The organism is Dactylosporangium vinaceum, assembly GCF_019904175.1.
Taxonomy (GTDB): Bacteria; Actinomycetota; Actinomycetes; order Mycobacteriales; family Micromonosporaceae; genus Dactylosporangium; species Dactylosporangium vinaceum.
Genome location: NZ_CP061913.1, coordinates 5,234,557 through 5,257,366 on the forward strand (window position 1 = coordinate 5,234,557; position 22,810 = coordinate 5,257,366).

Sequence of the window (22,810 nt, forward strand, 5' to 3'; positions counted from 1 at the left end):
GCGGTCCCAGAGTCTTCCGGCCCGTCCGCCCGGACCGAGGTCCCGTCCGGCCGCGTCGGCGTCACGGCCAGCGCAGATGGTCGAGGCGGCGCTGGTACTCCTCGTCGTCGATCTCACCGCGCGCATAGCGGTCGGCCAGCAGCGCCGCCGCGTCCCGCCCGCCGGCCGGATCACGGCGGCGCAGCGCGTACACCGCGGCCCCGGCGGCGGCCAGGAACAGCAGGGCGATCAGCAGGAGGCCGTCGAGCGGATACCCGGCCATGCCGTACGTGTGATGCCACATCATGGGTCTCATCTCCCTGGTCGGCGGTCCCGGCGCCGGAGCCGGGCCCGCCACAACTCGTCGGCTCCCCAGACCACGAACGGCATGGGCAGTAGCAGCGCGAGCCGGTCCCAGCCGGGCACCGCGGTGTCGAAGAGGCCGCGCAGGGCCGGCACGGTGACAAGCGCGGCGGCGAAGGCGACCTCGAACAGGACGCCCCACAGCAGCAGGCGGTTGGTGAACAGCCCGACGGCCCGCAGCGGCGCGGTCTGCGTGCGGGCGGCGAACGCGGTGCCGATCTGACAGGCCACGATGCCGAGGAACGTCATCGTGGTCGCCTCCCGCCACACGAGGTGCAGCGGCGTGCCCGGCCCGGTCGGGTCGCCCAGGTGCCAGCCGCCCGCGAGCAGCGTGGCGAGGAACGCGGCCAGCACGAGCAGCGCCGAGACGCCGCCCAGGACCGCCCAGGCCCACACCAGCATCCGGCCCTGGATGACGCCCTGCCCGCGGGTGCGCGGCGGGCGCTGCATGAGCCCGGGCTCGGCAGGCTCGCGGCCCAGCGCCAGGGCCGGCAGCGTCTCGGTGCCCAGGTCGATGGCGAGGATCTGCAGCACCGTCAGGGGCAGCGGGACGGCCCCGCCGGAGAGGGCGAACACCAGGAACGGCACGACCTCGGGGGTGGCGTGGGCGAAGATGTAGAGGATGAACTTGCGCACGTTGTCGTAGACGCGGCGGCCCGCCTGCACGGCCGTGACGACGGTGGCGAAGTTGTCGTCGGTGAGGATCATCGTCGCGGCCTCGCGGGCCACGTCGGTGCCGGCGACGCCCATCGCGACGCCGATGTCGGCCCGCCGCAGCGCCGGCGCGTCGTTGACGCCGTCACCGGTCATCGCCACCACGTGGCCCTGGGCGCGCAGCGCGTCGGCGATGCGCAGCTTGGCCTCGGGAGAGCTGCGGGCGAAGATCAGCTCCCGGTGGTCGGTGAGGAGCCGGTCGAGCTGCGCCTCGGGCATCGCATCCAGTTCGGCACCGGTGACGATCGGCGTCTCCGCGGTGCCGATGCCGACCCGCCGGGCGATCTCGGCGGCGGTGAGCCCGTGGTCGCCCGTGACCACCATCAGCCGGATCCCGGCGGTGTGGCAGCGCTCGACGGCGGCGGCGACCTCCGGCCGCGGCGGGTCGAACATCGCGATGAGCCCGAGCAGCGTGAGGTCGCGCTCGGCGTCCTCCCGCCGCTCGGGCGGCGGCCCCGGCGGCAGCCGGCGCACGGCGACGGCGAGCAGCCGCAGGCCGTGCGCGGCGAGCTCGGCCACGGCCGCGCCGACAGCGGCCCGGTCGGCCCCGATGAGGTCGTGGTCGCCGGTGGCCCCGGCGATCCGCGAGCACAGCGGCACCAGCTCCTCGGGCGCGCCCTTGGCGTGCAGCCACGCCTCGCCGTCGATCTCGTCGACGGTGGACATGCGGCGCAGGGCCGGGTCGAAGTGAAACTGGCGGCGCCGGTCGCGGCGGCGCGCGGCGGCGTCGACCGGCACGCCGAGGTCGGCCGCGGCGTGCAGCAGCGCGATCTCCGTGGGGTCGCCGGTCTCCGGCTCCAGACCGGCGTTGTTACAGCGGGCCGCCGCCGTGGCCAGCCGCAGCGTGGCAGCGAGCGGCGCGGGGTGCCCGGGCTCGAGCTCGATGCGCTGCGGCCGCGTCCACACGGCGGTGACGCGCATCCGGTTCATGGTGAGCGTGCCGGTCTTGTCGGTGCAGATCACTGTCGTGGAGCCGAGGGTCTCGACCGCGCTGAGCCGCTTGACGACGGCACCGCCGCGGGCCAGCTCACGCACCCCCATGCCGAGCGCGAGCGTGATGGTGGGCAGCAGGCCCTCGGGTACGTTGGCCACCAGCAGCCCGATGGCGAACGTGAACGCCGCGGCCGTTGACAGGTGCGCGGCGAACGTGCCGAGCGGCAGGAAGGCCAGCCCGGCGGTGACCGCGACCAGCGCGATGAGCCAGGCGACCCGCTTCACCTGGGCTTCCAGCGGGCTCTCGTCGCGGCCGACCCGCTGGGTCAGGGCGGCGATGCGACCGAGCTCCGTGCGCATGCCGGTGCCGTAGACGAGGGCGGTGGCCTCGCCGCCGGTGCAGCTGGTGCCGCTGAAGACCAGGTCGCGCGACTCCAGCAGCGGCCCGCCCCGGTCCGTCTCGGCGGCCGAGCGGTAGGCGGGCAGGGATTCACCGTTGAGGGTCGACAGGTCGACCTCGACGCCGCCCTCGATGAGCCGGGCGTCGGCGCAGATGCGCTCGCCCTCCTCGATCATCAGGACGTCGCCCGGCACCAGGTCGGCGGCCGGGATCGCGGTGCGCACGCCGTCGCGCAGCACCGTCGCCCGCTGGGGCAGGTAGGCGGCCAGCGCCTCCACGGCCCGCTCGGCCTGCTGCTCCTGGACGAACGCGAACACGGCGTTGACGATCACGACGACCCCGATCGCGACCGCGAGCGCGGTGGTGCCGGCCACGAGCGCCAGGGCGGCGGCGAGCCAGAGCAGGGCGGCGAGCGGATGGACGAGCTGGCGGACCAGCTCGCGCCACCACCGCCGCCCGCCCCGCCGGGTCAGCTCGTTCGGTCCGTACACGACCAGCCGGCGGGCGGCCTCCCGGGCCGGGAGGCCGCCCGCGCCGCAGCGCAGGTCGCGCATCAGCAGGTCGATCGGCTCCCGCGGGTCCTGCGCGGCGGGGAGCTGGCCGGTCACTGTGGTCATGGCGGCGGGCCGCTCACTCGTCCCGGCGCCCGTGGGCGATCAGCACCGGGCACTCGGCGTGGTGCATGAGCTGCTGGCCGACCGAGCCCAGCAGCAGGCCGGCGAAGCCGCCGTGGCCCCGGCTCCCGACGACCACGAGCTGCGCCGTGTGCGAGACACCGAGGAGCGCCTTGGCCGCCCGGCCGGGGGCGACGAGCGCCTCGACCTTGACGTCCGGATAGCGCTCCTGCCACGGCTCCAGCGAGCTGTCCAGCGCCGCCCGCTCGAACGCCTCGATGTCGGGCAGGGGGAGCGCCGGCTGCGGGGGAGTGGCGTGGATGCGCACGGCGATCAGCTCGGTGTGGCGGTCGGCGGCGGCCGCGAAGGCCAGCGCGAGGGCGTCCTCACTGGAGGCGGAGCCGTCGACGCCGACGACGACCGGGCCGTCGGCCGCCGTGCTGCGGCCGCGCACGACCGCGACCGGGACGTGGGCGTGGGTGGCGACCTGCTGGCTCACCGAGCCCATCAGCAGGTTGCTCAGACCGCCGGCGCCGCGGCTGCCCACGACGAGCAGCCGGGCCCCGGCGTCGCCGAGGTCGAGCAGTGTCGCGGCGGCCGGGGCGTCGATGCTCAGGCCGATCACGTCCAGGCCGCAGGCGCGCTCGCGCACGTGCGCCGCCATCTGCGAGACCAGCTGCTCGGCCGCCTGCCGGGCGGCTTCGAGCTGCTCACCGACCGCGGCGTAGTACGGGCCCGGCCAGTACACCTGGTAGGTGTTGACGATCTGCAGCTGGCATCCGGTGCGCTCGGCCTCGTCGGCGGCCCACTCGACCGCCTGGCGGGCCGGGTCGGAGCCGTCGTAGCCGACGACGATCCGGGGTGGGTTCGCGTTGGTGCTCATGGCTGCCTCCTGACGGCAGTTCAGCGGCTGTCGGAGCCGGTGGCCTCGACGGCGGCCCGGCCGGCTTCGAGGCGGGCGACCGGGACGCGGAACGGTGAGCAGGACACGTAGTCGAGGCCCACCTCGTGGAAGAAGTGCACCGAGTCGGGGTCGCCGCCGTGCTCGCCGCAGACACCGATGTGCAGGCCGGGGTGGGCGGTGCGGCCCTCGGCGACGGCGATGCGGATGAGCCGGCCCACGCCGTCGCGGTCGATGGACTCGAAGGGCGAGACGCCGAAGATGCCGAGCTCGAAGTACTGGCGGAAGAACGCCCCTTCGACGTCGTCGCGAGAGAAGCCCCAGCCCATCTGGGTGAGGTCGTTGGTCCCGAACGAGAAGAAGTCCGCGGCGCGGGCGATCTCGCCCGCCGTGAGGGCGGCCCGCGGGACCTCGATCATGGTGCCGATGCGGGCCGCGACGCCGATCTCCGCGAGCAGCCGCTGGGCCTCGGCGCGCACGGTCTCCAGCTCCTGGACGGCGCCGACGAGCGGCACCATGATCTCGGCCCGGGAGCCGGGGACGCGGGCCGCGGCCTCGGCGATCGCCCGGACCTGCATCGCGAAGAGGCCGGGGATGACCAGGCCGAGGCGTACGCCGCGCAGCCCCAGCATCGGGTTGTCCTCGTGCAGGCGGTGCACGGCGTCGAGCAGGTCGCGGTCGTGCCCGGGGTCCTCGCCGCGCTCCTCGGCCCGGGCGACGCGCACGGCGAGCTCCTCCAGCGGCGGCAGGAACTCGTGCAGCGGCGGATCGATCAGCCGGATGGTGACCGGCAGCCCGGCCATCTCGCGCAACAGCGCGGTGAAGTCGTCGCGCTGCAGGGGCAGCAGGGCGGCCAGCGCGGCCTCGCGCTGCTCCGCGGTGCGGGCCAGGATGAGCCGCTCCACAAGGGTCCGGCGGGCGCCGAGGAACATGTGCTCGGTGCGGCACAGGCCGATGCCCTGCGCGCCGAAGCGCCGGGCCCGGGCCGCGTCGGCGGCGGTGTCGGCGTTGGCCCGCACGCTGAGCCGGCGGCGCTTGTCGGCATGGGTCAGCAGCCGGTCCACGGCCCGCACCAGCGGGTCGGCGTCCGGCGCCAGCTCACCCTCGAAGTAGCGGACCACCGGTGAGGGCTGCACCGGCACCGCGCCGAGGTAGACGGCGCCGGCGGTGCCGTCGATGCTGACCAGGTCGCCCTCGTTGAGCTCGACGTCGAGCGTGGCGCCGCACACGCACGTCTTGCCCATGCCGCGGGCGACGACGGCGGCGTGCGAGGTCTTCCCGCCGCGGCTGGTCAGGATGCCCTGGGCGGCGATCATGCCGGGCAGGTCGTCGGGGTTTGTCTCCCGGCGCACCAGGATGACAGGCGTGCCGTCCGCGGCGACCTCGGCCGCGCGCTTCGAGTCGAACACGGCGACACCCACGGCCGCGCCGGGCGATGCGGCGACGCCGGTGCCGATGCGCCGCGGGCCGCCGGTGAAGTCGAAGGTCGGGAACATCAGCTGCGCCAGCTGCGTGCCGGTGACGCGGGTCAGCGCCTCGTCGAGGTCGATGAGGCCCTCGTCGACAAGCTGGGACGCGATCACGAACGCGGCGGCCGCGGTGCGCTTGCCGACCCGGGTCTGCAGCATCCAGAGCTTGCCGCGCTCGATGGTGAACTCGATGTCGCAGAGGTCCTTGTAGTGCTCCTCGAGGGTGGCCATGATCGACATGAGCTCGTCGTAGGAGGCCTTGTCGCGCTGCTCGAGGTCCTGCAGCGGCATGGTGTTGCGGATGCCGGCCACGACGTCCTCGCCCTGGGCGTTGGCGAGGTAGTCGCCGTAGACCCCGCGCTCGCCGGTGGCCGGGTCGCGGGTGAACGCCACACCGGTCCCGGAGTCGGCGCCCAGGTTGCCGAACACCATCGCCACCACGTTCACCGCGGTGCCGAGGTTCGACGGGATGCGCTCCTGGCGGCGGTACAGCACCGCGCGCTCGGAGTTCCAGGACGTGAACACCGCCCGGATCGCCGTGTCGAGCTGCTCGCGCGGGTCCTGGGGGAAGTCGTGCCCGGTGTACTCCCGGAAGATCGCCTTGTGCCGCTCGACCGAGTCGCCGGTGAACGCGTCGCCCGGGATGCCGCAGACGGTCCGGCCGTACATCTGGATCAGCCGCCGGTAACAGTCCTGCGCGAACCGCTCGTCGCCGGTCCGGGCCGCGAGGCCGGCCACCGTCGCGTCGGTCAGGCCGACGTCGAGGATGGTCTCCATCATGCCCGGCATCGAGAACTTCGCGCCCGAGCGGACCGACACCAGCAGCGGATCGGCCGGATCGCCGAACCGGCGGCCGGCCCGCTCCTCCAGGCGCTCCAGGTGCAGCTCGATCTCGTCGTCCAGGCCGTACGGCGCGCGGCCGGTGCGCAGGAAGGCCCGGCACGCGTCGGTGGTGATGGTGAAGCCGGGTGGCACCGGCAGCCCGAGACGGGCCATCTCCGCGAGGTTGCCGCCCTTGCCGCCGAGCAGGTCCTTGAGGTCGCGGCCACCCTCGGCGAAGTCGTAGACGTACTTGGTCATCGCACACCTCCACGGCCAAGCTAGGCGCGCCCGGGCGGCCCCGTGTAGGGCCGACGGCCCGGTGACGGCGGGACCTGCGCCCCTGCCCGGAACCGTCGCGCCGCGGAACGCTTGAGGCATGACCACCACGAGCGTTCCCGCCGAGACTGCACTCGCCCCCTGGCGCGGATTCCGCGGCGGCCGGTGGCGCGACGAGATCGACGTCGCCGGCTTCATCCGGGCCAACGTCCGGCCGTACACCGGCGACGCGTCATTCCTCGCCGGCCCCACCCCCCGCACTACCCACGTATGGGGCCTGCTCACCGCGATGTTCCCCGAGGAGCGGGCGCGGGGGATCTACGACGTCGACGTGCACACGCCGGCCGCGATCACCGCGCACGCACCCGGGTACATCGACCGGGACCGGGAGCTGATCGTCGGCCTGCAGACCGACGCGCCGCTGCGCCGGGCCATCATGCCCAACGGCGGGCTGCGCATGGTCGTGAACGGGCTGCGCGCGTACGGCTACGAGCTCGACCCGATCGTGGAGGAGATCTTCACGCGCTACCGCAAGACGCACAACGAGGCGGTGTTCGACGCCTACACGCCGCAGATCCTGGCCGCGCGCAAGGCCGGGATCATCACCGGGCTGCCCGACGCGTACGGCCGTGGCCGCATCATCGGCGACTACCGGCGGGTGGCGCTCTACGGCGTCGACGCGCTGATCGAGGCCAAGCGGCGCGACAAGGCGTCGCTCGACGACCGCCCCGCGTCCGCCGATGTCGTGCGCGACCGGGAGGAGCTGGCCGAGCAGTTGCGCGCGCTCGGGGAGCTCAAGGCGATGGCGGGCTCCTACGGGTACGACATCTCGGGTCCGGCCCGTAACGCCCGCGAGGCGATCCAGTGGCTGTACTTCGGCTACCTGGCCGCGACCAAGGAGCAGAACGGCGCGGCGATGTCCCTGGGCCGCACCTCGACGTTCCTCGACGTGTACCTCGAGCGCGACCTCGACGAGGGCACGCTGGACGAGGCCGGGGCACAGGAGCTCGTCGACGACTTCGTCATCAAGCTGCGCATCATCCGCTTCCTGCGCACGCCCGAATACGACCAGCTGTTCTCCGGCGACCCGACCTGGGTGACCGAGTCCATCGGCGGCATGGCCGGCGACGGCGCGACGACGCTGGTGAGCCGGACGTCGTTCCGATACCTGCGGACGCTGTACAACCTCGGCCCGGCGCCCGAGCCGAACCTGACGGTGCTGTGGTCGCCGGCGCTGCCCGAGCCGTTCAAGCGGTTCTGCGCGCAGGTCTCCCTCGACACCAGCGCCATCCAGTACGAGAACGACACGCTGCTGCGCGAATACAGCGACGACGACACGGCCATCGCGTGCTGCGTCTCGGCGATGCGGGTCGGCAAGGACATGCAGTTCTTCGGCGCCCGCGTGAACGTCGCCAAAGCGCTGCTCTACGCCATCAACGGCGGCCGCGACGAGATGACGGGCGCCCAGGTGGCCCCGGCCGCGCAGCCCGTGACCGGCGACGTCCTGGACTACGACACGGTGCTCGCGTCGTTCGACCGGACGCTCGACTGGCTCGCCCGCACCTACGTGGACGCGCTGAACATCATCCACTACATGCACGACAAGTACGCGTACGAGCGCCTCGAAATGGCCCTGCACGACTACCCGGTGCGCCGGTTCCTCGCGTGCGGGATCGCGGGCCTCTCAGTCGCCGCGGACAGCCTCTCGGCGATCCGCTACGCGACGGTCCGCCCGGTGCGCGACGACACCGGGCTCGTCGTGGACTACACGATCGAGGGGACGTACCCCGCGTACGGCAACGGCGACGACCGCGCCGACAGCATCGCGGTGTGGCTCGTCGAGACGTTCATGGAGAAGGTGCGCGCCAACCCGAGCTACCGCGACGCGATCCACACCCAGTCGGTGCTGACCATCACGTCGAACGTCGTCTACGGCAAGCACACCGGCAACACGCCCGACGGCCGCCGGGCCGGCGAGCCGTTCGCGCCCGGGGCCAACCCGATGAACGGCCGCGACGTGCACGGCATGGCCGCCTCGGCGCTGTCGGTGGCGAAGCTGCCCTTCGCGTCTGCCCGCGACGGCATCTCGCTGACCAGCACGGTCACCCCGGACGGCCTGGGCCGCGCCGACGACGAGCGGGCCGCGAACCTGGCCGGCATCCTCGACGCCTACACGGGCGCCGGCGGCTTCCACCTCAACGTCAACGTCCTGGACCGGGCGACGCTGCTGGACGCGATGGAGCACCCGGAGCGCTACCCGCAGCTGACCATCCGCGTCTCCGGCTACGCCGTGAACTTCGTCAAGCTCACGGCCGAACAGCAGCGCGACGTCATCGGCCGCACCTTCCACGGCGCCCGATGACCACCGGCCGGCTGCACTCCTGGGACCTGTCCACCGGTGTGGACGGTCCCGGGACCAGGTTCGTGGCGTTCCTGTCGGGATGCCCACTGCGCTGCCTGTACTGCCAGAACCCCGACACCTGGCACATGCGCGACGGCACCGCGACCACCGCGGCGGACCTCCTGGACCGCCTGTCCGGCTACGCCGCCTTCCTGCGCACCGCCGGCGGCGGCCTGACCGTCAGCGGCGGCGAACCGTTGCTGCAGCCGGCCTTCACCCGGGCGCTGTTCGCCGGCGCCCGGGAGCTCAATCTGCACACCGCCCTTGACACGTCCGGCGCGCTCGGCGCCCGGGCCGGCGACGACCTGCTCGACCTGACAAGCCTGGTCCTGCTTGATATCAAGTGCTGGGACCCGGCGGGCTACCGCAGCCTGACCGGCGGCGACCTGAGCCCGACCCTGGACTTCGCCCGCCGCCTGTCGATCCGCGCCACACCCGTCTGGCTGCGCTACGTCCTGGTCCCCGGCTACACCGACGACCTGACCGACGTCAAGGGCCTGTCCCGCTTCGCCGCCGGCCTCGGCAACGTGGAACGCGTCGACGTGCTGCCCTTCCACAAGCTCGGCGTCCCGAAGTACGAGCGCCTGGGCATCCGCTTCCCGCTCCACGACACCCCGCCGCCCACGCCGGACCTGACCGAACGGGTCCGCGCCGTGTTCCGCGAGGCGGGCCTGAAAACCGTCTAGCCACACCGACACGAGAGAGTCGGCCCGCATCGTGCGGGCCGACTCTCGTCGTCACTGCTGCTGGTGGCGTCGCCTAGTGCTCGGCTCCCGCGACGAGCAGCGCGAGGTCGACGAGGCGGTTGGTGTAGCCCCACTCGTTGTCGTACCAGCCGAAGACCTTCACCAGCTGCCCGTCGGCGGCGGTGAGCCCCGAGTCGAACACGCAGGAGGCCGGGTCGCCGATGATGTCACGGGAGACCAGTGGCGCGTCGCTGTAGCGCAGCACGCCGGCGAGCGGGCCCGCGGCCGCCGCGGCGAACGCGGCGTTGACCTGGTCGGTGGTGGCCGGCTGGGCCAGGCGCACGGTCAGGTCGGTCAGCGAGCCGTTCTCCACCGGCACCCGCAGCGCGATGCCGCCGAGCCGGCCGGCGAGCTCGGGCAGGACCAGGCCGATCGCCTTGGCCGCGCCGGTGCCGGTCGGGATGATGTTGGTGGCGGCGGTGCGGCCCCGCCGCGGGTCCTTGTGCGGGGCGTCGAGCACAACCTGGTCGTTGGTGTAGGCGTGCACCGTGGTCAGCGTGCCCTGCTCGATCCCGAACGCGTTGTGCAGGACCTGGGCCATCGGCGCGGCGCAGTTGGTGGTGCAGGACGCCGCGGAGACGATGTCGTGGCGCTGCGGGTCGTACGTCGCGTCGTTGACGCCGAGCACGATCGTCGCGTCGGCATCGCGGCCCGGCGCGGAGATCAGCACCTTGCGGGCGCCCGCCTTGAGGTGCACGGCGGCGTCGTCGCGGGCCCGGAACCGGCCGGTCGACTCGATGACCAGGTCCACGTCGAGGTCCGCCCAGGGCAGGAACGCCGGGTCGCGCTGCCGGATCACCTCGATGTACTGCCCGCCGACGCTGAAGCCGCCGCCGGACGGGTCGACGTCGACGGTGCTGCGCAGGCGGCCGAACGTGGAGTCGTACTGCAGCAGGTGCGCCAGGCTCGCCGCGTCGAACAGGTCGTTGATCGCGACGACGGTGATCGGGCCCCCGAGCAGGCTGCGCTCGACGAGGCACCGCACGACGTCGCGGCCGATCCGGCCGAAGCCGTTGATGGCGATGCGGTAGGTCATGTCACACCGCCCCGTCGAGCACGCGGCGCGCCTCGCGCTCCACGAGCACCGGGACGAAGCCCTGGACGTCGGCGGTGGCGTACCGCTCGGCGATGCGCTGGACCGTGGTGCGGACCGTCGCGGCGTCGTGGGTGGTGGCGTACCGGCGGATCAGCCGCTGCGTCGCGTGGGCGATCGCGTGCTCCTCGATCGCGGTCTTGTACTCGATGGCCAGCATCGTGCGCTCCTTCCAGCCGATCGGTCGGCTCCGATCACCCTCCACGCTGCGCCGCGGGCGCCGCCGGGGACAGGGGCCAACGGCCCGTCGATGCGGGCCGGGTGCCTCAGGCGCGCCCGACCCTCCCGGCCGCACTGTCGAGGTGACGACGAAGGAGGGCAGTGGACATGCGCAATCCGAATCTGCGGGTGGTCCTGTTCGGTGCCGGTGTGGCGGCGCTGGGCGTGGCGATGAGCGACGCACTGGCCCGCCTGACCACCCGGGCCCAGCTCACTGTGCGACAAGGCGACGGGCCCGCAGCAGGCGGGCCCACCACGGACGGCTCCCGCGCGGCGCGCGCAGCGGCGGCGCGGCACTCCGCTTGAGGCTGACCCAGCCGCCCGGGCCCATGTGGACGGTGCCGATGGACGGGCCCCGGCCGCGCCGGCTCCAGGCGGTGGCCACGCCGGCCGCGGCCGCCACCGTCACCGCGGCGAGCGCGTAGCCGGCCAGCCGGTGCACGTCCGCGGCCGGCACGAACCGGGCGCGGCCGCGCTCGTCGACGACGTAGAGGCCGACCGGAGTCGACCGGCCGCGGCCGGTGCGGACCGCCGGCAGGAGCGTCGTTCCGGCCGCGTGCACCGGGCCGGCGGGGGGCGGGGACAGTTCGATCCTGGTCATGCCGACAGCGCACCGCGACCCCGGCGGCCGCGGGAAGGGCGTCCGGCCCGGCGGCACCGGGACCTTCAGCCCGTGTGCCCGGCGCGCGGGCGGGTCACCGTTGAGGGAGACGACACGAGAAAGGAGACGGCGATGCGCGCGTTGCTCGTACGCGATGTGATGACCAGGAGCGTGGTCACGGTCTCGCCCGATCTGGGCTACAAGCAGATTGCGGACCTCCTCGTCGACATGGGCGTCAGCGCCGTGCCCGTGGTCGGCGACGACCGGAAGGTGATCGGGGTCGTGTCCGAGGCCGACCTGCTGCACAAGGTCGAGTTCAACGGTGCCGAGGTCCACGCCGGGCTGTTCGAGCGGCGCCGGTCCCGCCGGGCCAAGGAGAAGGCGGCCGGTGAGACGGCCCGCGACCTGATGACGGCTCCGGCCGTGACGATCGCGGCGGGGGTACCGCTGACCCGCGCGGCCCGCCTCATGGAGCAGCACGAGGTGAAGCGCCTGCCCGTGCTCGACGAGGACGGCAGCCTGATCGGCATCGTGGCCCGCCGCGACCTGCTGCGCCGCTACCTGCGCACGGACGCGGACATCCGGGCCGACGTCGTCGACGGCGTGCTGCTCGGCGTGCTGTGGCTGGACCCGCTCGAGGTGGACGTCACCGTCGCCGACGGCCACGTCACCCTCAGGGGCAAGGTCGACCGCCGCACCACCGCCCAGATCGCCGCCCGCCTCACCCGCGCCCTCGACGGCGTCGTCGGCGTCTCCGAGGAGCTCGAGTGGGGCTTCGACGACACGACCGTGCAGCACCGGTACAGCTTCGACGCCTGAGCGTCACCGATCCGGTCCCGAGGAGGCGCACCCGATGCTGAGCAGGATCATCGCCGGGGTCGACGGGTCCGTCGCGTCGCTGGCGGCGGCGCGGATGGCCGCCGCCGAGGCCGTCGCCGGCCACCGTCCCCTGCGCCTGGTGCACGCCCGGCTGCCGGTCGCCGACTACGCCCTGCTCCTGCCGCCGGGTATCGCCGCGGACACCCGGGCGGCCGGCCGGACCCTCGTCGAGGCGGTCCGCGACGCGCTGCGGCGGCGCCACCCCGACCTGGAGGTGTGCACCGTGGTGGCCGAGAGCACGGCCGCCGGGGCACTGCTGCGGGCCTCGCGCTCGGCCGGCCTGCTGGTGGTGGGCCGGTCCGGGCTGAACACCACGCGCCGCGGGCCGGCCGGCTCGACGGCGGCGCGGGTGGCGGTCCGGGCCGCCTGCCCCGTGATGGTGGTCGGCCCGGTGCCGCCGGACCGGGACGAGGTGGTCCTCGGCTTCGACCCCGAGGAGCCGGACGCGCCGGCCGTGCCGTTCGCCTTCGCCGCGGCCCACTGGCGCGGTGCGGGCCTGCGCATCTGCTGCGTGCGGCAGTTCGAGAACGACCAACGGCCCGACGACGCGACAGCCCGGCGCGCGGTGCACGAGGCGATCGCCGGCTGGCGCGCGACCTACGCGGACGTGCCGGTCGCCGTCGACGTGCTCACCGGCCTGGACCCGGTGGCGCGCCTGCTGGACGCGTCGCACGAGGCCGGCCTCGTGGTCATCGGTGATCGGGACCTCGGCGTGCACCCCGCGACCGCGGCGCCGGGCCACCTGGCCGAGGTGCTCGTGCGCAATGCCGCGAGCCCGGTCGCGGTCGTGCGCCCGCCGCGCCGGCACGCCCGCCGGGTGGCCGCGCTGCCATGAGGCGGCGGGCCCGGCCGCCGCACCGCCCGCCTCGCTCCGGCGCCGCTCGGCCCGGAGTCGCCACGCAGGGCCGAACGTCCCGCCGCACCGGACCGTCGACCCTGCCGCCGGGGCTTTCGCCGCGTGAGGCTGGCTTCGGTGGGACCGGAGCGCGCCGGCCGGTCCGATGGCAACACGCAAAGGAGCGTGCCTCATGAATACCGTGCTCATCGTCATCGCGGCCGTCATCGTGCTGGCCGCCGTGCTCTCGATCCGGGTCGTCAAGCAGTACGAGCGGGGCGTGGTCTTCCGCCTCGGCCGGATCGTCGGCGCCCGCCCGCCGGGCCTGCGGCTGCTGATCCCGATAATCGACCAGATGCACCGGGTCTCGCTGCGCATCGTCACCATGCCGATCCAGTCGCAGGGCATCATCACCCGGGACAACGTCAGCGTCGACGTCTCCGCCGTGGCCTACTTCCGGGTCACCGACGCGGTGAAGTCGGTCGTGGCGATCGAGAACGTGCGGGCCGCGATCAACCAGATCGCCCAGACGACCCTGCGCAAGGTGGTCGGGCAGCACTCGCTCGACGAGACGCTCGCCGAGACCGACCGGATCAACGTCGACATCCGCGAGATCCTCGACGTGACGACCACCGAGTGGGGTGTCGAGGTCACGCTGGTCGAGCTCAAGGACATCCAGCTGCCGGACAGCATGAAGCGGGCCATGGCCCGCCAGGCCGAGGCCGAGCGGGAGAAGCGCGCAAAGATCATCAACGCCGAGGGCGAGTCGCTGGCCGCGGCGGCGCTCGGCGACGCCTCCGACACCATGATGGCCCACCCGCTGGCGCTGCAGCTGCGCAACCTGCAGAGCATGGTCGAGATCGGCGTGGACAAGAACACCACAGTGGTCTTCCCGGCCCCCCTCATGAGCACCATCGGCGAGCTCGGATCGTTCCTGGCCCGCGAGGCGGCCGCGGCCGCCCAGGTGCCGGCACCGGGGCCGCTCGCCACGACCCTGCCGGCCCCCCGCGCCGGCAACGCCGTGCCGGTCAAGGGCTGAGAGCACGGCCCCGACCGTCCTGGTCGGCGTCGACGGCGGCCGGCCCGCGCCCGCCGCCGCCGACGCCGCCGAGGCGGCCGGCCCGGTCGCGGTGGTCATCCACGCGAGGACGGATGCGGTTGCGCGAGGCTCGCATACTCCGATCATGGGGCTGCGGGTCGCGATTGTCGGGGGCGGGATCGGTGGGCTGGCGCTGGCGCAGGGGCTGCGGCGCGGCGGGGTGGATGTAAAGGTGTTCGAGCGGGACGCGGGGCTCGCTGCGCGGCGGCAGGGCTACCGCATCCACCTCGACGGCCGGGCCGCGAAGGCGCTGCACGAGTGCCTGCCGCCGCAGCTGTACGAGCTGTTCCGGCACACCCTCGCCACGCCCGGCACGGCGCTGACGGTGCTCGACGAGCGGCTGAACGTCCGTCACCGGGGCGCCACCGGCGGCGGGGCCGATCCGCGGGTGGTCGAGCCCGCCGCGCTCAGCGCGCCCGCCAACCGCCAGACGCTGCGTGAGGTGCTGGCCACCGGGCTCGAGGACACGATCGCCTACGGGCGGTCCTGCATCGGGTACGACGAGGGGCCCGGCGGGGTCCGGCTGCACTTCGCGGACGGGTCGAGGGCCGAGGCCGACGTGGTGGTCGGCGCGGACGGGGTCGGCTCGGCGGTGCGGCGCCGGCGGCTGCCGGATGCGCGGATCGTCGACACCGGGGCGCGGTGTGTCTACGGCAAGACGCTGCTCACGCCCGGCACGGCGCTGCCGGAGCCGGTTCGGGCCGGGTTCACGGCGGTCGTCGGGGGTGCGGGGCTCGGCCTGGCGTGTGCGCTCGTGCGGTTTCCGGAGCCGCCGGACGTGGCCGCGCGGCGACTGTGCCCGGCGGCGGCGGTGTCGCCTGTCGCGGACTACGTGATGTGGGCGGTGACCGGTCCGGCGGCCGGGTTCAAGGCCGGCGACGACGAGCTGCTCGGCGCGGACCCGGGGGAGCTGCACCGGCTGGCCGCCGCGGCGATCGGCGGGTGGCACCCCCAGCTGCGGGCGCTCGTCGACGGGGCCGAGGTGGACGAGACGTTCCTGGTGCGCGTCAGCATCTCCGAGCCGGCGCCGGCGTGGGCGCCCGGGCCGGTCACCGTGCTCGGCGACGCGATCCACGCGATGAGCCCGGCCGGCGGGTCCGGCGCCAACACGGCACTCATGGACGCCGCGCTGCTGGCGGGCGCGCTGATCCGGGCCGACCGGGGCGAGGAGCCGCTGCCGGCGGCCGTCGGTGCCTACGAGGAGCGGATGCGCGAGTACGGGTACGCGGCAGTGGCGGCCTCCACCCAGAACCTGGGCACGATGTGGGCCCGCCGCCACCCGGTGCTGGCCCGGCTCGCGTGGCTGCTGGGGAAGGGCCGGTGAGCGACGGCGACACTGCGCCGCCGGGTGGGCACCGAGCGCTACGGCCGCGCTCGCAATTCCCGGAATGCCGGCCCCGGCCGGTACAGTCCGCGCGTGACCGCTGGCCCTGTGGTGTACAACATCTGGTTCATCCTCGGCGTGTTCATCTCCAACGGCATCGGCTGCGTCCTGTCCGTGTTCTGCCTCGTCCGGATGACCGACGCCCGGCGCTCCTTCGCCAACCGGGCCTTCCTCGTCCTCGCGGCGGCGTGGGGGATCGTCGAGACCGCCCGCGACGACGCGCTGTTCGTAATCGCCACCGCCATACACCTGCGTGACGACAGTGTCGTGTTCTACCTGGCCCCGAGCCTGGCCCTGACCGTGGTGTCGATCGGGCTGGCCTGCGCGGTCCTCGGTGTGGCGGCGGCCAACCCCCGGCCCGTGTGGACGGTCACCGCCGGCGCCACCGTCGGGCTGCTCACCGGCGGGATGGCGGTGCAGGCGGTCCTCGCCGGCCGGTCCGGATACGCGGTGTCGATCGACGTGCCGGCGGCCGTCGCCACCGCCGCCGGGCTCGCCGCCGTCACCGCGGCGGCGGTGTTCCTGGCCACGGGCGCCACCGCCCGCTGGCGGATGACGGGGCCGATCCTGGTGCTGGCGCTGTGCATGACCGTGGCGCAGTACCTCCTGGCCGCTGAGGTCAACACCGACCTGTCGGCGGTCGAGGACAACGCCATCGGGATGAGCCCGCTGCAGCTGATCTTCATCTGCGTGGCCGCGTTCGGCGTCCGCACCATCGTCCTGACGCTGCTCAGCATCACCGACGAGGGCAAGTTCGAGCGGGCCGCCGAATACGCCGGCACGCGCCGCGCCCCCGACTGACCGGCACCGCCGCGGCGGCCTCGGCCCGGACGCCGCGGCGCGCCCGGGGCGGGACCGGGGCGGCCGGCCGCGCTAGGCAACCGCGCCGTTCTGGGCCAGCAGGTTCGTGTACCAGGCGTCCGCCGGGTGGTTGGTGGCCGGGTAGTTGGCCAGGGGGCTGGTGGCGCTCGACGCGCTGTCGAAGTCCCAGCCGCGCACGCTGTGGCCGCTCTGGCGGGCGGCGACGATGAACGACGAGTTCGTCGCCGTGGCCGCGTAGAACTGGGCGCCCTCCTGCAGGACGGCGGCGTCACCGGCCTGGAACTCGTCGAACGCCGTCTGCGTGTAGCGGACCCGGCCGGTCGCGACGCCGGGGGTGGCGTACAGCACCGTCTGGGCCGGGGCGGCGCCGTCGGTGCCGGTCCGCACTGTGACGCGCGAGCCGCCGGACACGGCCGTGGTCTTGTCGTAGAGCGAGTCGGAGGTCTTGGCGTTGCCGGCCCACGCCACCGTCAGCGCGGCGGCGTTGAGGGTGCCGGTCCAGGCCCAGTTCTGGCTGTTCGACTGGCTGCGGTGGACCTCGCGCAGGGTGCCGGCGGCCGTGAACCGGACGGTCGGCTGCACCCCGCTGTCGTACTGCTTACTGGCCGACCAGGCGACTTCTCCGGTCCCGTCGAGCTGACCCACGCGGTACCAGAGACCGCTGTTGTTCTGGCTCTTGTGCACCTCGACGAGCTGGCCGTCGTCGTTGAGCGCGACGGCGGGCGTGGTGCCGGAGTCGTAGCGGCCGTGGCGCAGCCACGTGATGCGACCGTCGGGGCCGTAGGCGCCGGTCCAGTACCAGAGCGATCCGGACCCTGAATCGTGGACCTCGACGACCTGGCCGCGGGCGTTGATCGCGACGGCCGGGTTGTAGCCGACGTCGCGGCGGTACTCGGTGCGGGTGCCGGCGTCGCCCGAGATCAGGCTCAGCACGCGGCCGCGCAGCGAGCCGACGGTGCCCAGGGCGCCGGCCACGTCCCGGGCCTGGAGCAGGCGCGATCCGAAGGCGTCGACGAGCTCCTGGTTGAGCGCGGTCAGGTTGCCCTCGGCGAATGAGGGGTTGTCGGTCAGGTCGTCCTTGAGGTCGAGCATCACGACGATCGGCGCGTGGGCCGGGTGCGCGGCCGACCACGACGAGACGGTCTGCAGCCAGTCGCGCAGCAGGCTGGAGGCGGGGTTGCCGGTGTGGTCGACGGCGTCGCCGGGGGAGTTGTGCCCGATCGAGTAGTCGTGGTTGGCCGCGTAACCGTTGTCGTGGACGTCGAACTCGATGAAGCGGACACCGCTGTCCAGCTGGCCGGCGATGGAGCCCTTGGCGCCGTCGACGTTGCCCGAGTAGCTGTTGTGCGTCGCTTTGAAGATCGCCGAGGCGAACGGCAGGCTGTCGCCCGGCGTGGCGGCGATCGCGGCGGACCCGGCGAGAACAGCGGCGCCGGCGAGGCCCAGCGCGACGGCGGCGGCCGCGAGCCGCCGCCGGGTCCCCGGATGCAGTGTGGTCATGACGCTCATCTATGCCACACGTCCGGTGCCCAGATCAACGGCTGCCCGGTGAACGCCTGAGGGTCGCCGACTTAATTCAAGATCGTCGAGAACTGGCACACATATCGCGGCGTGAACGTCGTGCGGAGCGCGCCGCCTGCGTCTGCTGCGGTCGTACGTCACTCGGCCTGAGAATGTGCTGCGGTGGCGGTGATCGTGCAATGAGCTCGTCGTGCTCGACAACCGCATCACCCGGCGGGGTGGGACCTTGTCGATGAGTGGCGACAGTTGGGCGACGTCGTCGCGGGGACGCCGGCGAGATACAGCCGGCAGCTCCACCGCTCATGATCGGCCAGACGTCACTGTCGGCTCGCCGACCTCACGCTCCGTGATCTTCGTCCACACTCTGGACGAGGAGGGGGAGCATGATTCAGACCTTGGAACCCAGCAAGCGGTTCAACTACACCTACGAGGACTCGCTCAACGGCGCGAAGGAGCGTGCGTTCGCGCTGCAGCAGTCGTGCGAGCACGACCTCGACCGGCTGGAGGCGCTCTTCGGGGAGAAGGGCGCGTTCGGGCCGCACAACCAGATCACCGTCGAGGTGAGCAACATCCTGAGCTTCGGCTGGAACGGCGGCTTCGGCGAGGACGGCACGACGCTTGTCAAGACCAGGCCGTTCACGGGGGTGGTCTCCGCGGTCGCCGCCGACGAGGCCGCGCGCTGCGTGGTCGTGGCGGAGCTCGCCGAGGTGCTCATGGGCGTGCGCAACAAGCGCCGCAAGGCCACGAGCTGGAAGTCGAACGGCAGCAACGGCGAGGGCCTGTCGATCGTCTGCGCCGCGGCGTTGTACCCGGTGCCGTACTACACCTCGAGCCTGAGCTTCGGCCCCCGCATCGGCACGTGGCTCAACGACCCGCAGCGGCCCGACTGGGTCTCCGCCACCAAGGACTCCGACACGGACTGGCCCTCGTTCGGCTGCGCCGCGGCGTTCATCTGGTGGCTGGTCAGCCAGCTCGGGTACTCCCTCGCCGACGTCATCCAGCACGGCGGCGCGACGCTGGCCGACACGTTCCACAATCTCACCGGCCGCGACACCGGCTGGGTCGAGTTCACCGACATCCTCCGCAAGTTCTACCCGGTGCCGGTCGGCGGCCCGGGCAGCTACGCCCCGGCCAGCGACGACCTGTTCCCGCTCTACGACGACGACCAGCGGCAGGTCACCGTCGTACTGCACCGCGTGGACCTGACGCCGCCGCGCACCGAGAGCGGCGGGTTCGTGCACGTCCAGCCGGGGCCGCTGTGCCCGGCGGCCGACTACACCTACAACTGGCGGACCTTCGACCGGGCCCTGGACTGCTCGGTGCAGCTGTATGGCTTCGCCGCGCCCGTGGTGCAGTACACGGTCAACGGCATCCTCGTGCCCGCCGCCGGCGGCGTCGTCACCATCACCGCCGAGGTCGACACCGACCGGCCCGACCACCCGGGTCAGCCCGACCACAGCCTGGAGACCGTCACGCTGCACGCCGAGCAGCTCAGCGGCCTCACCCAGCGGCTGCGGATCGACGGCCACCAGGGCCGGGTACACCTGGAGGTCGGGGCGCGGATCACCGAGCGGTACAACGCTGCCGTCCGCGCCGCCGCAGCCTCCACGGCCGACGTGGTCACCACCCGGGGCGTGCGGTACGACGCGCGCTTCGAGGCGGACGCGGCCAAGTGCGCGAAGAAGCTGGCCGACGTCATCCACCGCTACGTGCGCGCCACCGACATCGACATCCTGCTGACCCTGCCCGACCCGGCGCCACAGCTGCGGGCCGCGGCCCGGCGCATCGAGCGGATCCGGGCGCTGATCGCCGAGGTGGCCGAGCACGACCCCAGGGCCGCGGCGGCCGCCGCCACCGCGGCCGCGCGGGCGCTCGGCGTCGACCCCGCGGTGGTGGGCGCTCACCGGGCCCGGGTGGGCTGACCGGGTAGCCCCTCGGATGATCGGCGAGGTTCCGGTCTCCGGCCGTACCTCCTGGCAGTCAGGCTGAGGTACGTGCCGGTCGTGGTCTTCAGCCCCACGCCGGCTCCGGTGCCCGCCTGAACACGAGGGGAGTCTCGAATGCGGCGTGGAGTTGCTGCCGCGCTGGTCCTGCTCGGCCCGGCGCTCGTCGCCGGCTGCCGGGGTGCGGACGCAGCGCCGAAACGGCCGGTGGCGACGGCGTCGGCGCTGCCCGGGCCTTCGAGCACCGAGCCGGCCACGGTGACGGCGAAGGGTACGTTCCACCCCGCCGCCACGGCGCCACCCGGAACCACCGCATTCCTGTACGACACCTCCGCCGCCACCGCGTCTGCCGCGGCCGAGCTCACCCTGCACAGCGCCGGCGAGCGCACCACGGTCACGCTCGCGGTCACCGGGTTCCAAGCGAACCGCACGTACGGCGCGCACCTGCACGTCAACCCGTGCGGCAAGGACCCGAAGGCCGCCGGCGGCCACTTCCAGTACCACCCGGAACCGGCGGCGAGCTCCTCGCCGTCCAGCAATCCGACGTACGCCAACCCGCGCAACGAGGTGTGGCTGGACTTCACCACCGACGCCCACGGCGCCGCCAAGGTCCGCGCCGAGCAGCCCTGGGCGCTGAGCCCGCAGCACCGGCCGCAGTCGTTGGTGATCCACGAGGGCGGCACCATGACGAAGCCCGGCGAGGCGGGCGCCGCCGGCGCCCGGGTGGCCTGCCTCACCATCACGTACTGAGGCACGTATCGACGGACCCCCGGACCGCCCCCGGCATCCGGCCGGTGACCGCGGCCCGGGCCGAGCCGTCGGTCGGGTCTGACTCGGCTGATGATGCTGGATCGCCGGCCGGCGTCGGTGTGGTCAGCCCAGCAGGCGGGTGAAGACCTCGGCGAGGGCGGTGGCGGTCCGCTCGGCCGGGGCGGAGGGCTGCACGATGTGGCTCACGGTGAGCCGGACGACCGACTCGGCGGCCAGGGCCAGGCGGTCGGGGTCGGGGTCGGTGAGCCGGGCGGCGGCCCAGTCGTGGATGGCGGCGCTGGCCGCGGCGAGCACGAGCTCGGAGCGGGTGGTGAGGTAGGGCAGCAGCTCGTCGGCGCCGCCGCGGGCGCTGGTCAGCACGGCCTTGATCAGCGGGTTCCGGGCGGCCTCGGCGAGGGTGTGCAGCACCGCGGCGTGGGCGGCGGCCCGGGCGTCGCCGCCGTGCTCGTGCAGGCGGGTGCTGACCGCGTCGACGAAGTGCTCGATCTCGTGCCGCGCGAGGGCCTCGGCGAGGCCGGCCTTGTCGGTGAACTCGTTGTAGACCGTCTGGCGGCTGACCCCCGCGAGCTTGGCCACCGCGGCCATGGTCACCCCGGGCCAGCCGTGCGCGACGGTGAGGTCGCGGGCGGCGGCCACCAGCGCGCTGCGCAGGCGTCGGCGGTTCTCGTCGCGGTACGGCGTCGGCGAAGCCATCAGCGCCGACCTTAGACGTCATCTATGGTGATGTCCAATCACTTGACATCATGGACTCATTTGTAAAGCATGGCGGCATGGACATGACCGTCGATGCCTGGCGCGACCCCCGGCGACCCCTGTGGCCGCTCGCGCTCGTCGTGCCCGCCCTGCCCTTCGCCGCGCTCGCGCTGGCCGTCACGGCCGGGCGCTCCTGGGCGTGGTGGCTCACGCCGCTCGTGGTGTTCGGGGTGATCCCGGCCGTCGATCTGCTCATCGGCGACGACGCACGGAACCCGCCGGAGGACGCTGTCGCGGCCCTGCAGCGCTCGCCGTACTACCGATGGATCACGTTTCTCTACCTGCCGGCGCAGTACGCGGCGCTGGTCATGGGGTGCTGGATCTGGCGCGACTGGCTCGCACACGGCGGCGCCGACCCGATCGGTGCGGCCGGACTGGTCCTGACCGTCGGCATCGTCAACGGCGTCGCCATCAACACCGCGCACGAGCTCGGGCACAAGCGCGAGTCCGTGGAGCGCTGGCTTTCGAAGATCGCGCTCGCCCCGACCGGCTACGGCCACTTCTTCGTCGAGCACAACCGCGGTCATCACGTCCGGGTGGCCACGCCCGAGGACCCGGCCAGCTCCCGGCTCGGCGAGAGCTTCTGGCGGTTCTGGCCGCGCACCGTCGCCGGTGGCCTGCGCTCCGCGTGGCGGCTGGAGGCCAACCGCTTGCGCATCCGCGGTCGCAGCCCGTGGACGGTGCGCAACGACGTGCTCAACGCGTGGGCGATGACGGGGGTGCTGGGCGTCGCGCTCGTCGCCGCGTTCGGCTGGGCGGTCGTGCCGATGCTGGTGCTGCAGGCCCTCGTCGGCTTCACCCTGCTGGAGGCGGTCAACTACCTCGAGCACTACGGTCTGCGCCGGGAGCGCACCGGCACGGGACGGTACGAGAAGGTCGACCCCCGTCACAGCTGGAACAGCGACCGGCTGGTCACCAACGTGTTCCTGTTCCAGCTGCAGCGCCACAGCGACCACCACGCCAACCCGCTGCGCCGCTACCAGGTGCTGCGCAGCTTCGACGAGTCGCCGCAGCTGCCGGCCGGGTACGCCACCATGGTGGTCCTGGCCCTCGCCCCGCCCCTGTGGCGGCGGGTCATGGACCATCGCGTCCTGGCCCACTACGGCGGCGACGCCGGCCGGGCCAACACCGGATGAGCCGGGTCCGGCTCCGCACAACGAAATCCGCCCCGACCAGTCGCGAAGATCGCCGTGGTCGGCGCCTCCGGTCCGCCTGCGCGGGCGGCCCACGATGATCGGCCGGGACGACAACCGGTGGAACCGGCGGCCCGGC

At 73.5% G+C, this 22,810-nt stretch carries 19 protein-coding genes; 10 read left to right on the top strand and 9 right to left on the bottom strand.

Annotated features, from left to right (window positions below):
* Positions 1-61 precede the first annotated feature (61 nt).
* The 4 genes from Dvina_RS23465 to ppdK are packed head-to-tail and all read right to left on the bottom strand — an operon-like array spanning position 62 to position 6,453.
* Entirely contained in the window at positions 62-286 is a 225-nt protein-coding gene (locus tag Dvina_RS23465; RefSeq protein ID WP_223104610.1) for an SHOCT domain-containing protein, read from the bottom strand.
* Between the two features lie 5 nt (positions 287-291).
* Positions 292-3,006, bottom strand: a complete 2,715-nt coding sequence (locus Dvina_RS23470) for a cation-translocating P-type ATPase (RefSeq protein WP_246656394.1) — start codon at positions 3,004-3,006, stop codon at positions 292-294.
* A 13-nt stretch (positions 3,007-3,019) separates the two neighbouring features.
* Positions 3,020-3,886, bottom strand: coding sequence for a universal stress protein (locus Dvina_RS23475; protein ID WP_223104611.1), 867 nt, complete (start codon positions 3,884-3,886; stop codon positions 3,020-3,022).
* Between the two features lie 20 nt (positions 3,887-3,906).
* Positions 3,907-6,453: a pyruvate, phosphate dikinase gene (ppdK, locus tag Dvina_RS23480; RefSeq protein WP_223104612.1), complete on the bottom strand. Its 2,547-nt coding sequence runs from the start codon at positions 6,451-6,453 to the stop codon at positions 3,907-3,909.
* A gap of 118 nt (positions 6,454-6,571) precedes the next feature.
* Between ppdK and pflB the strand changes: the two genes are divergently transcribed.
* Together pflB and pflA are read left to right on the top strand one after the other, a co-directional pair.
* Positions 6,572-8,833, top strand: a complete 2,262-nt coding sequence (pflB, locus tag Dvina_RS23485) for a formate C-acetyltransferase (protein WP_223104613.1) — start codon at positions 6,572-6,574, stop codon at positions 8,831-8,833.
* On the top strand, positions 8,830-9,558 hold the full coding sequence (gene pflA, locus Dvina_RS23490; RefSeq protein ID WP_223104614.1) for a pyruvate formate-lyase-activating protein: 729 nt from the start codon (positions 8,830-8,832) through the stop codon (positions 9,556-9,558). The genes pflB and pflA overlap by 4 nt, the downstream gene beginning before the upstream one ends.
* A 73-nt stretch (positions 9,559-9,631) precedes the next feature.
* Here the strand turns inward: pflA and gap are convergent, their stop codons facing one another.
* The 3 genes from gap to Dvina_RS23505 all read right to left on the bottom strand — a co-directional run bounded on the left by gap (position 9,632) and on the right by Dvina_RS23505 (position 11,531).
* On the bottom strand, positions 9,632-10,654 hold the full coding sequence (gene gap / locus Dvina_RS23495) for a type I glyceraldehyde-3-phosphate dehydrogenase (RefSeq protein WP_223104615.1): 1,023 nt from the start codon (positions 10,652-10,654) through the stop codon (positions 9,632-9,634).
* Position 10,655: 1 nt separating this feature from the next.
* Positions 10,656-10,871, bottom strand: a complete 216-nt coding sequence (locus Dvina_RS23500; RefSeq protein ID WP_223104616.1) for a three-helix bundle dimerization domain-containing protein — start codon at positions 10,869-10,871, stop codon at positions 10,656-10,658.
* A gap of 270 nt (positions 10,872-11,141) precedes the next feature.
* Positions 11,142-11,531: a hypothetical protein gene (locus Dvina_RS23505; RefSeq protein WP_223106270.1), complete on the bottom strand. Its 390-nt coding sequence runs from the start codon at positions 11,529-11,531 to the stop codon at positions 11,142-11,144.
* 132 nt (positions 11,532-11,663) lie between these two features.
* Here Dvina_RS23505 and Dvina_RS23510 point away from each other — a divergent pair, with 132 nt between their 5' ends.
* From Dvina_RS23510 to Dvina_RS23530, 5 genes are all read left to right on the top strand, one after another.
* Entirely contained in the window at positions 11,664-12,350 is a 687-nt protein-coding gene (locus Dvina_RS23510; RefSeq protein WP_223104617.1) for a CBS domain-containing protein, read from the top strand.
* A 34-nt stretch (positions 12,351-12,384) separates the two neighbouring features.
* Positions 12,385-13,245: a universal stress protein gene (locus Dvina_RS23515; RefSeq protein WP_223104618.1), complete on the top strand. Its 861-nt coding sequence runs from the start codon at positions 12,385-12,387 to the stop codon at positions 13,243-13,245.
* 193 nt (positions 13,246-13,438) lie between these two features.
* On the top strand, positions 13,439-14,284 hold the full coding sequence (locus tag Dvina_RS23520) for a slipin family protein (RefSeq protein WP_223104619.1): 846 nt from the start codon (positions 13,439-13,441) through the stop codon (positions 14,282-14,284).
* A gap of 145 nt (positions 14,285-14,429) precedes the next feature.
* A complete protein-coding gene (locus tag Dvina_RS23525) occupies positions 14,430-15,668 on the top strand; it encodes an FAD-dependent oxidoreductase (RefSeq protein ID WP_223104620.1) in 1,239 nt (412 codons plus the stop codon).
* Positions 15,669-15,761: 93 nt separating this feature from the next.
* A complete protein-coding gene (locus Dvina_RS23530) occupies positions 15,762-16,529 on the top strand; it encodes a hypothetical protein (protein ID WP_223104621.1) in 768 nt (255 codons plus the stop codon).
* Between the two features lie 72 nt (positions 16,530-16,601).
* Here the strand turns inward: Dvina_RS23530 and Dvina_RS23535 are convergent, their stop codons facing one another.
* Positions 16,602-18,050 carry a phosphatidylinositol-specific phospholipase C domain-containing protein gene (locus Dvina_RS23535; RefSeq protein WP_246656395.1) on the bottom strand — a complete coding sequence of 483 codons (1,449 nt, stop codon included), beginning with the start codon at positions 18,048-18,050 and terminating at the stop codon, positions 16,602-16,604.
* A gap of 404 nt (positions 18,051-18,454) precedes the next feature.
* Between Dvina_RS23535 and Dvina_RS23540 the strand changes: the two genes are divergently transcribed.
* Positions 18,455-19,993: a hypothetical protein gene (locus Dvina_RS23540; protein ID WP_223104622.1), complete on the top strand. Its 1,539-nt coding sequence runs from the start codon at positions 18,455-18,457 to the stop codon at positions 19,991-19,993.
* A gap of 138 nt (positions 19,994-20,131) precedes the next feature.
* Positions 20,132-20,764: a superoxide dismutase family protein gene (locus tag Dvina_RS23545; protein ID WP_223104623.1), complete on the top strand. Its 633-nt coding sequence runs from the start codon at positions 20,132-20,134 to the stop codon at positions 20,762-20,764.
* 123 nt (positions 20,765-20,887) lie between these two features.
* Here Dvina_RS23545 and Dvina_RS23550 read toward each other — a convergent pair whose 3' ends face one another.
* Positions 20,888-21,478 carry a TetR/AcrR family transcriptional regulator gene (locus Dvina_RS23550; protein ID WP_223104624.1) on the bottom strand — a complete coding sequence of 197 codons (591 nt, stop codon included), beginning with the start codon at positions 21,476-21,478 and terminating at the stop codon, positions 20,888-20,890.
* A 77-nt stretch (positions 21,479-21,555) separates the two neighbouring features.
* On the opposite strand from Dvina_RS23550, the gene Dvina_RS23555 reads away from it, so the two are divergent.
* Positions 21,556-22,674 carry an alkane 1-monooxygenase gene (locus tag Dvina_RS23555; protein ID WP_223104625.1) on the top strand — a complete coding sequence of 373 codons (1,119 nt, stop codon included), beginning with the start codon at positions 21,556-21,558 and terminating at the stop codon, positions 22,672-22,674.
* Positions 22,675-22,810: the final 136 nt, after the last annotated feature.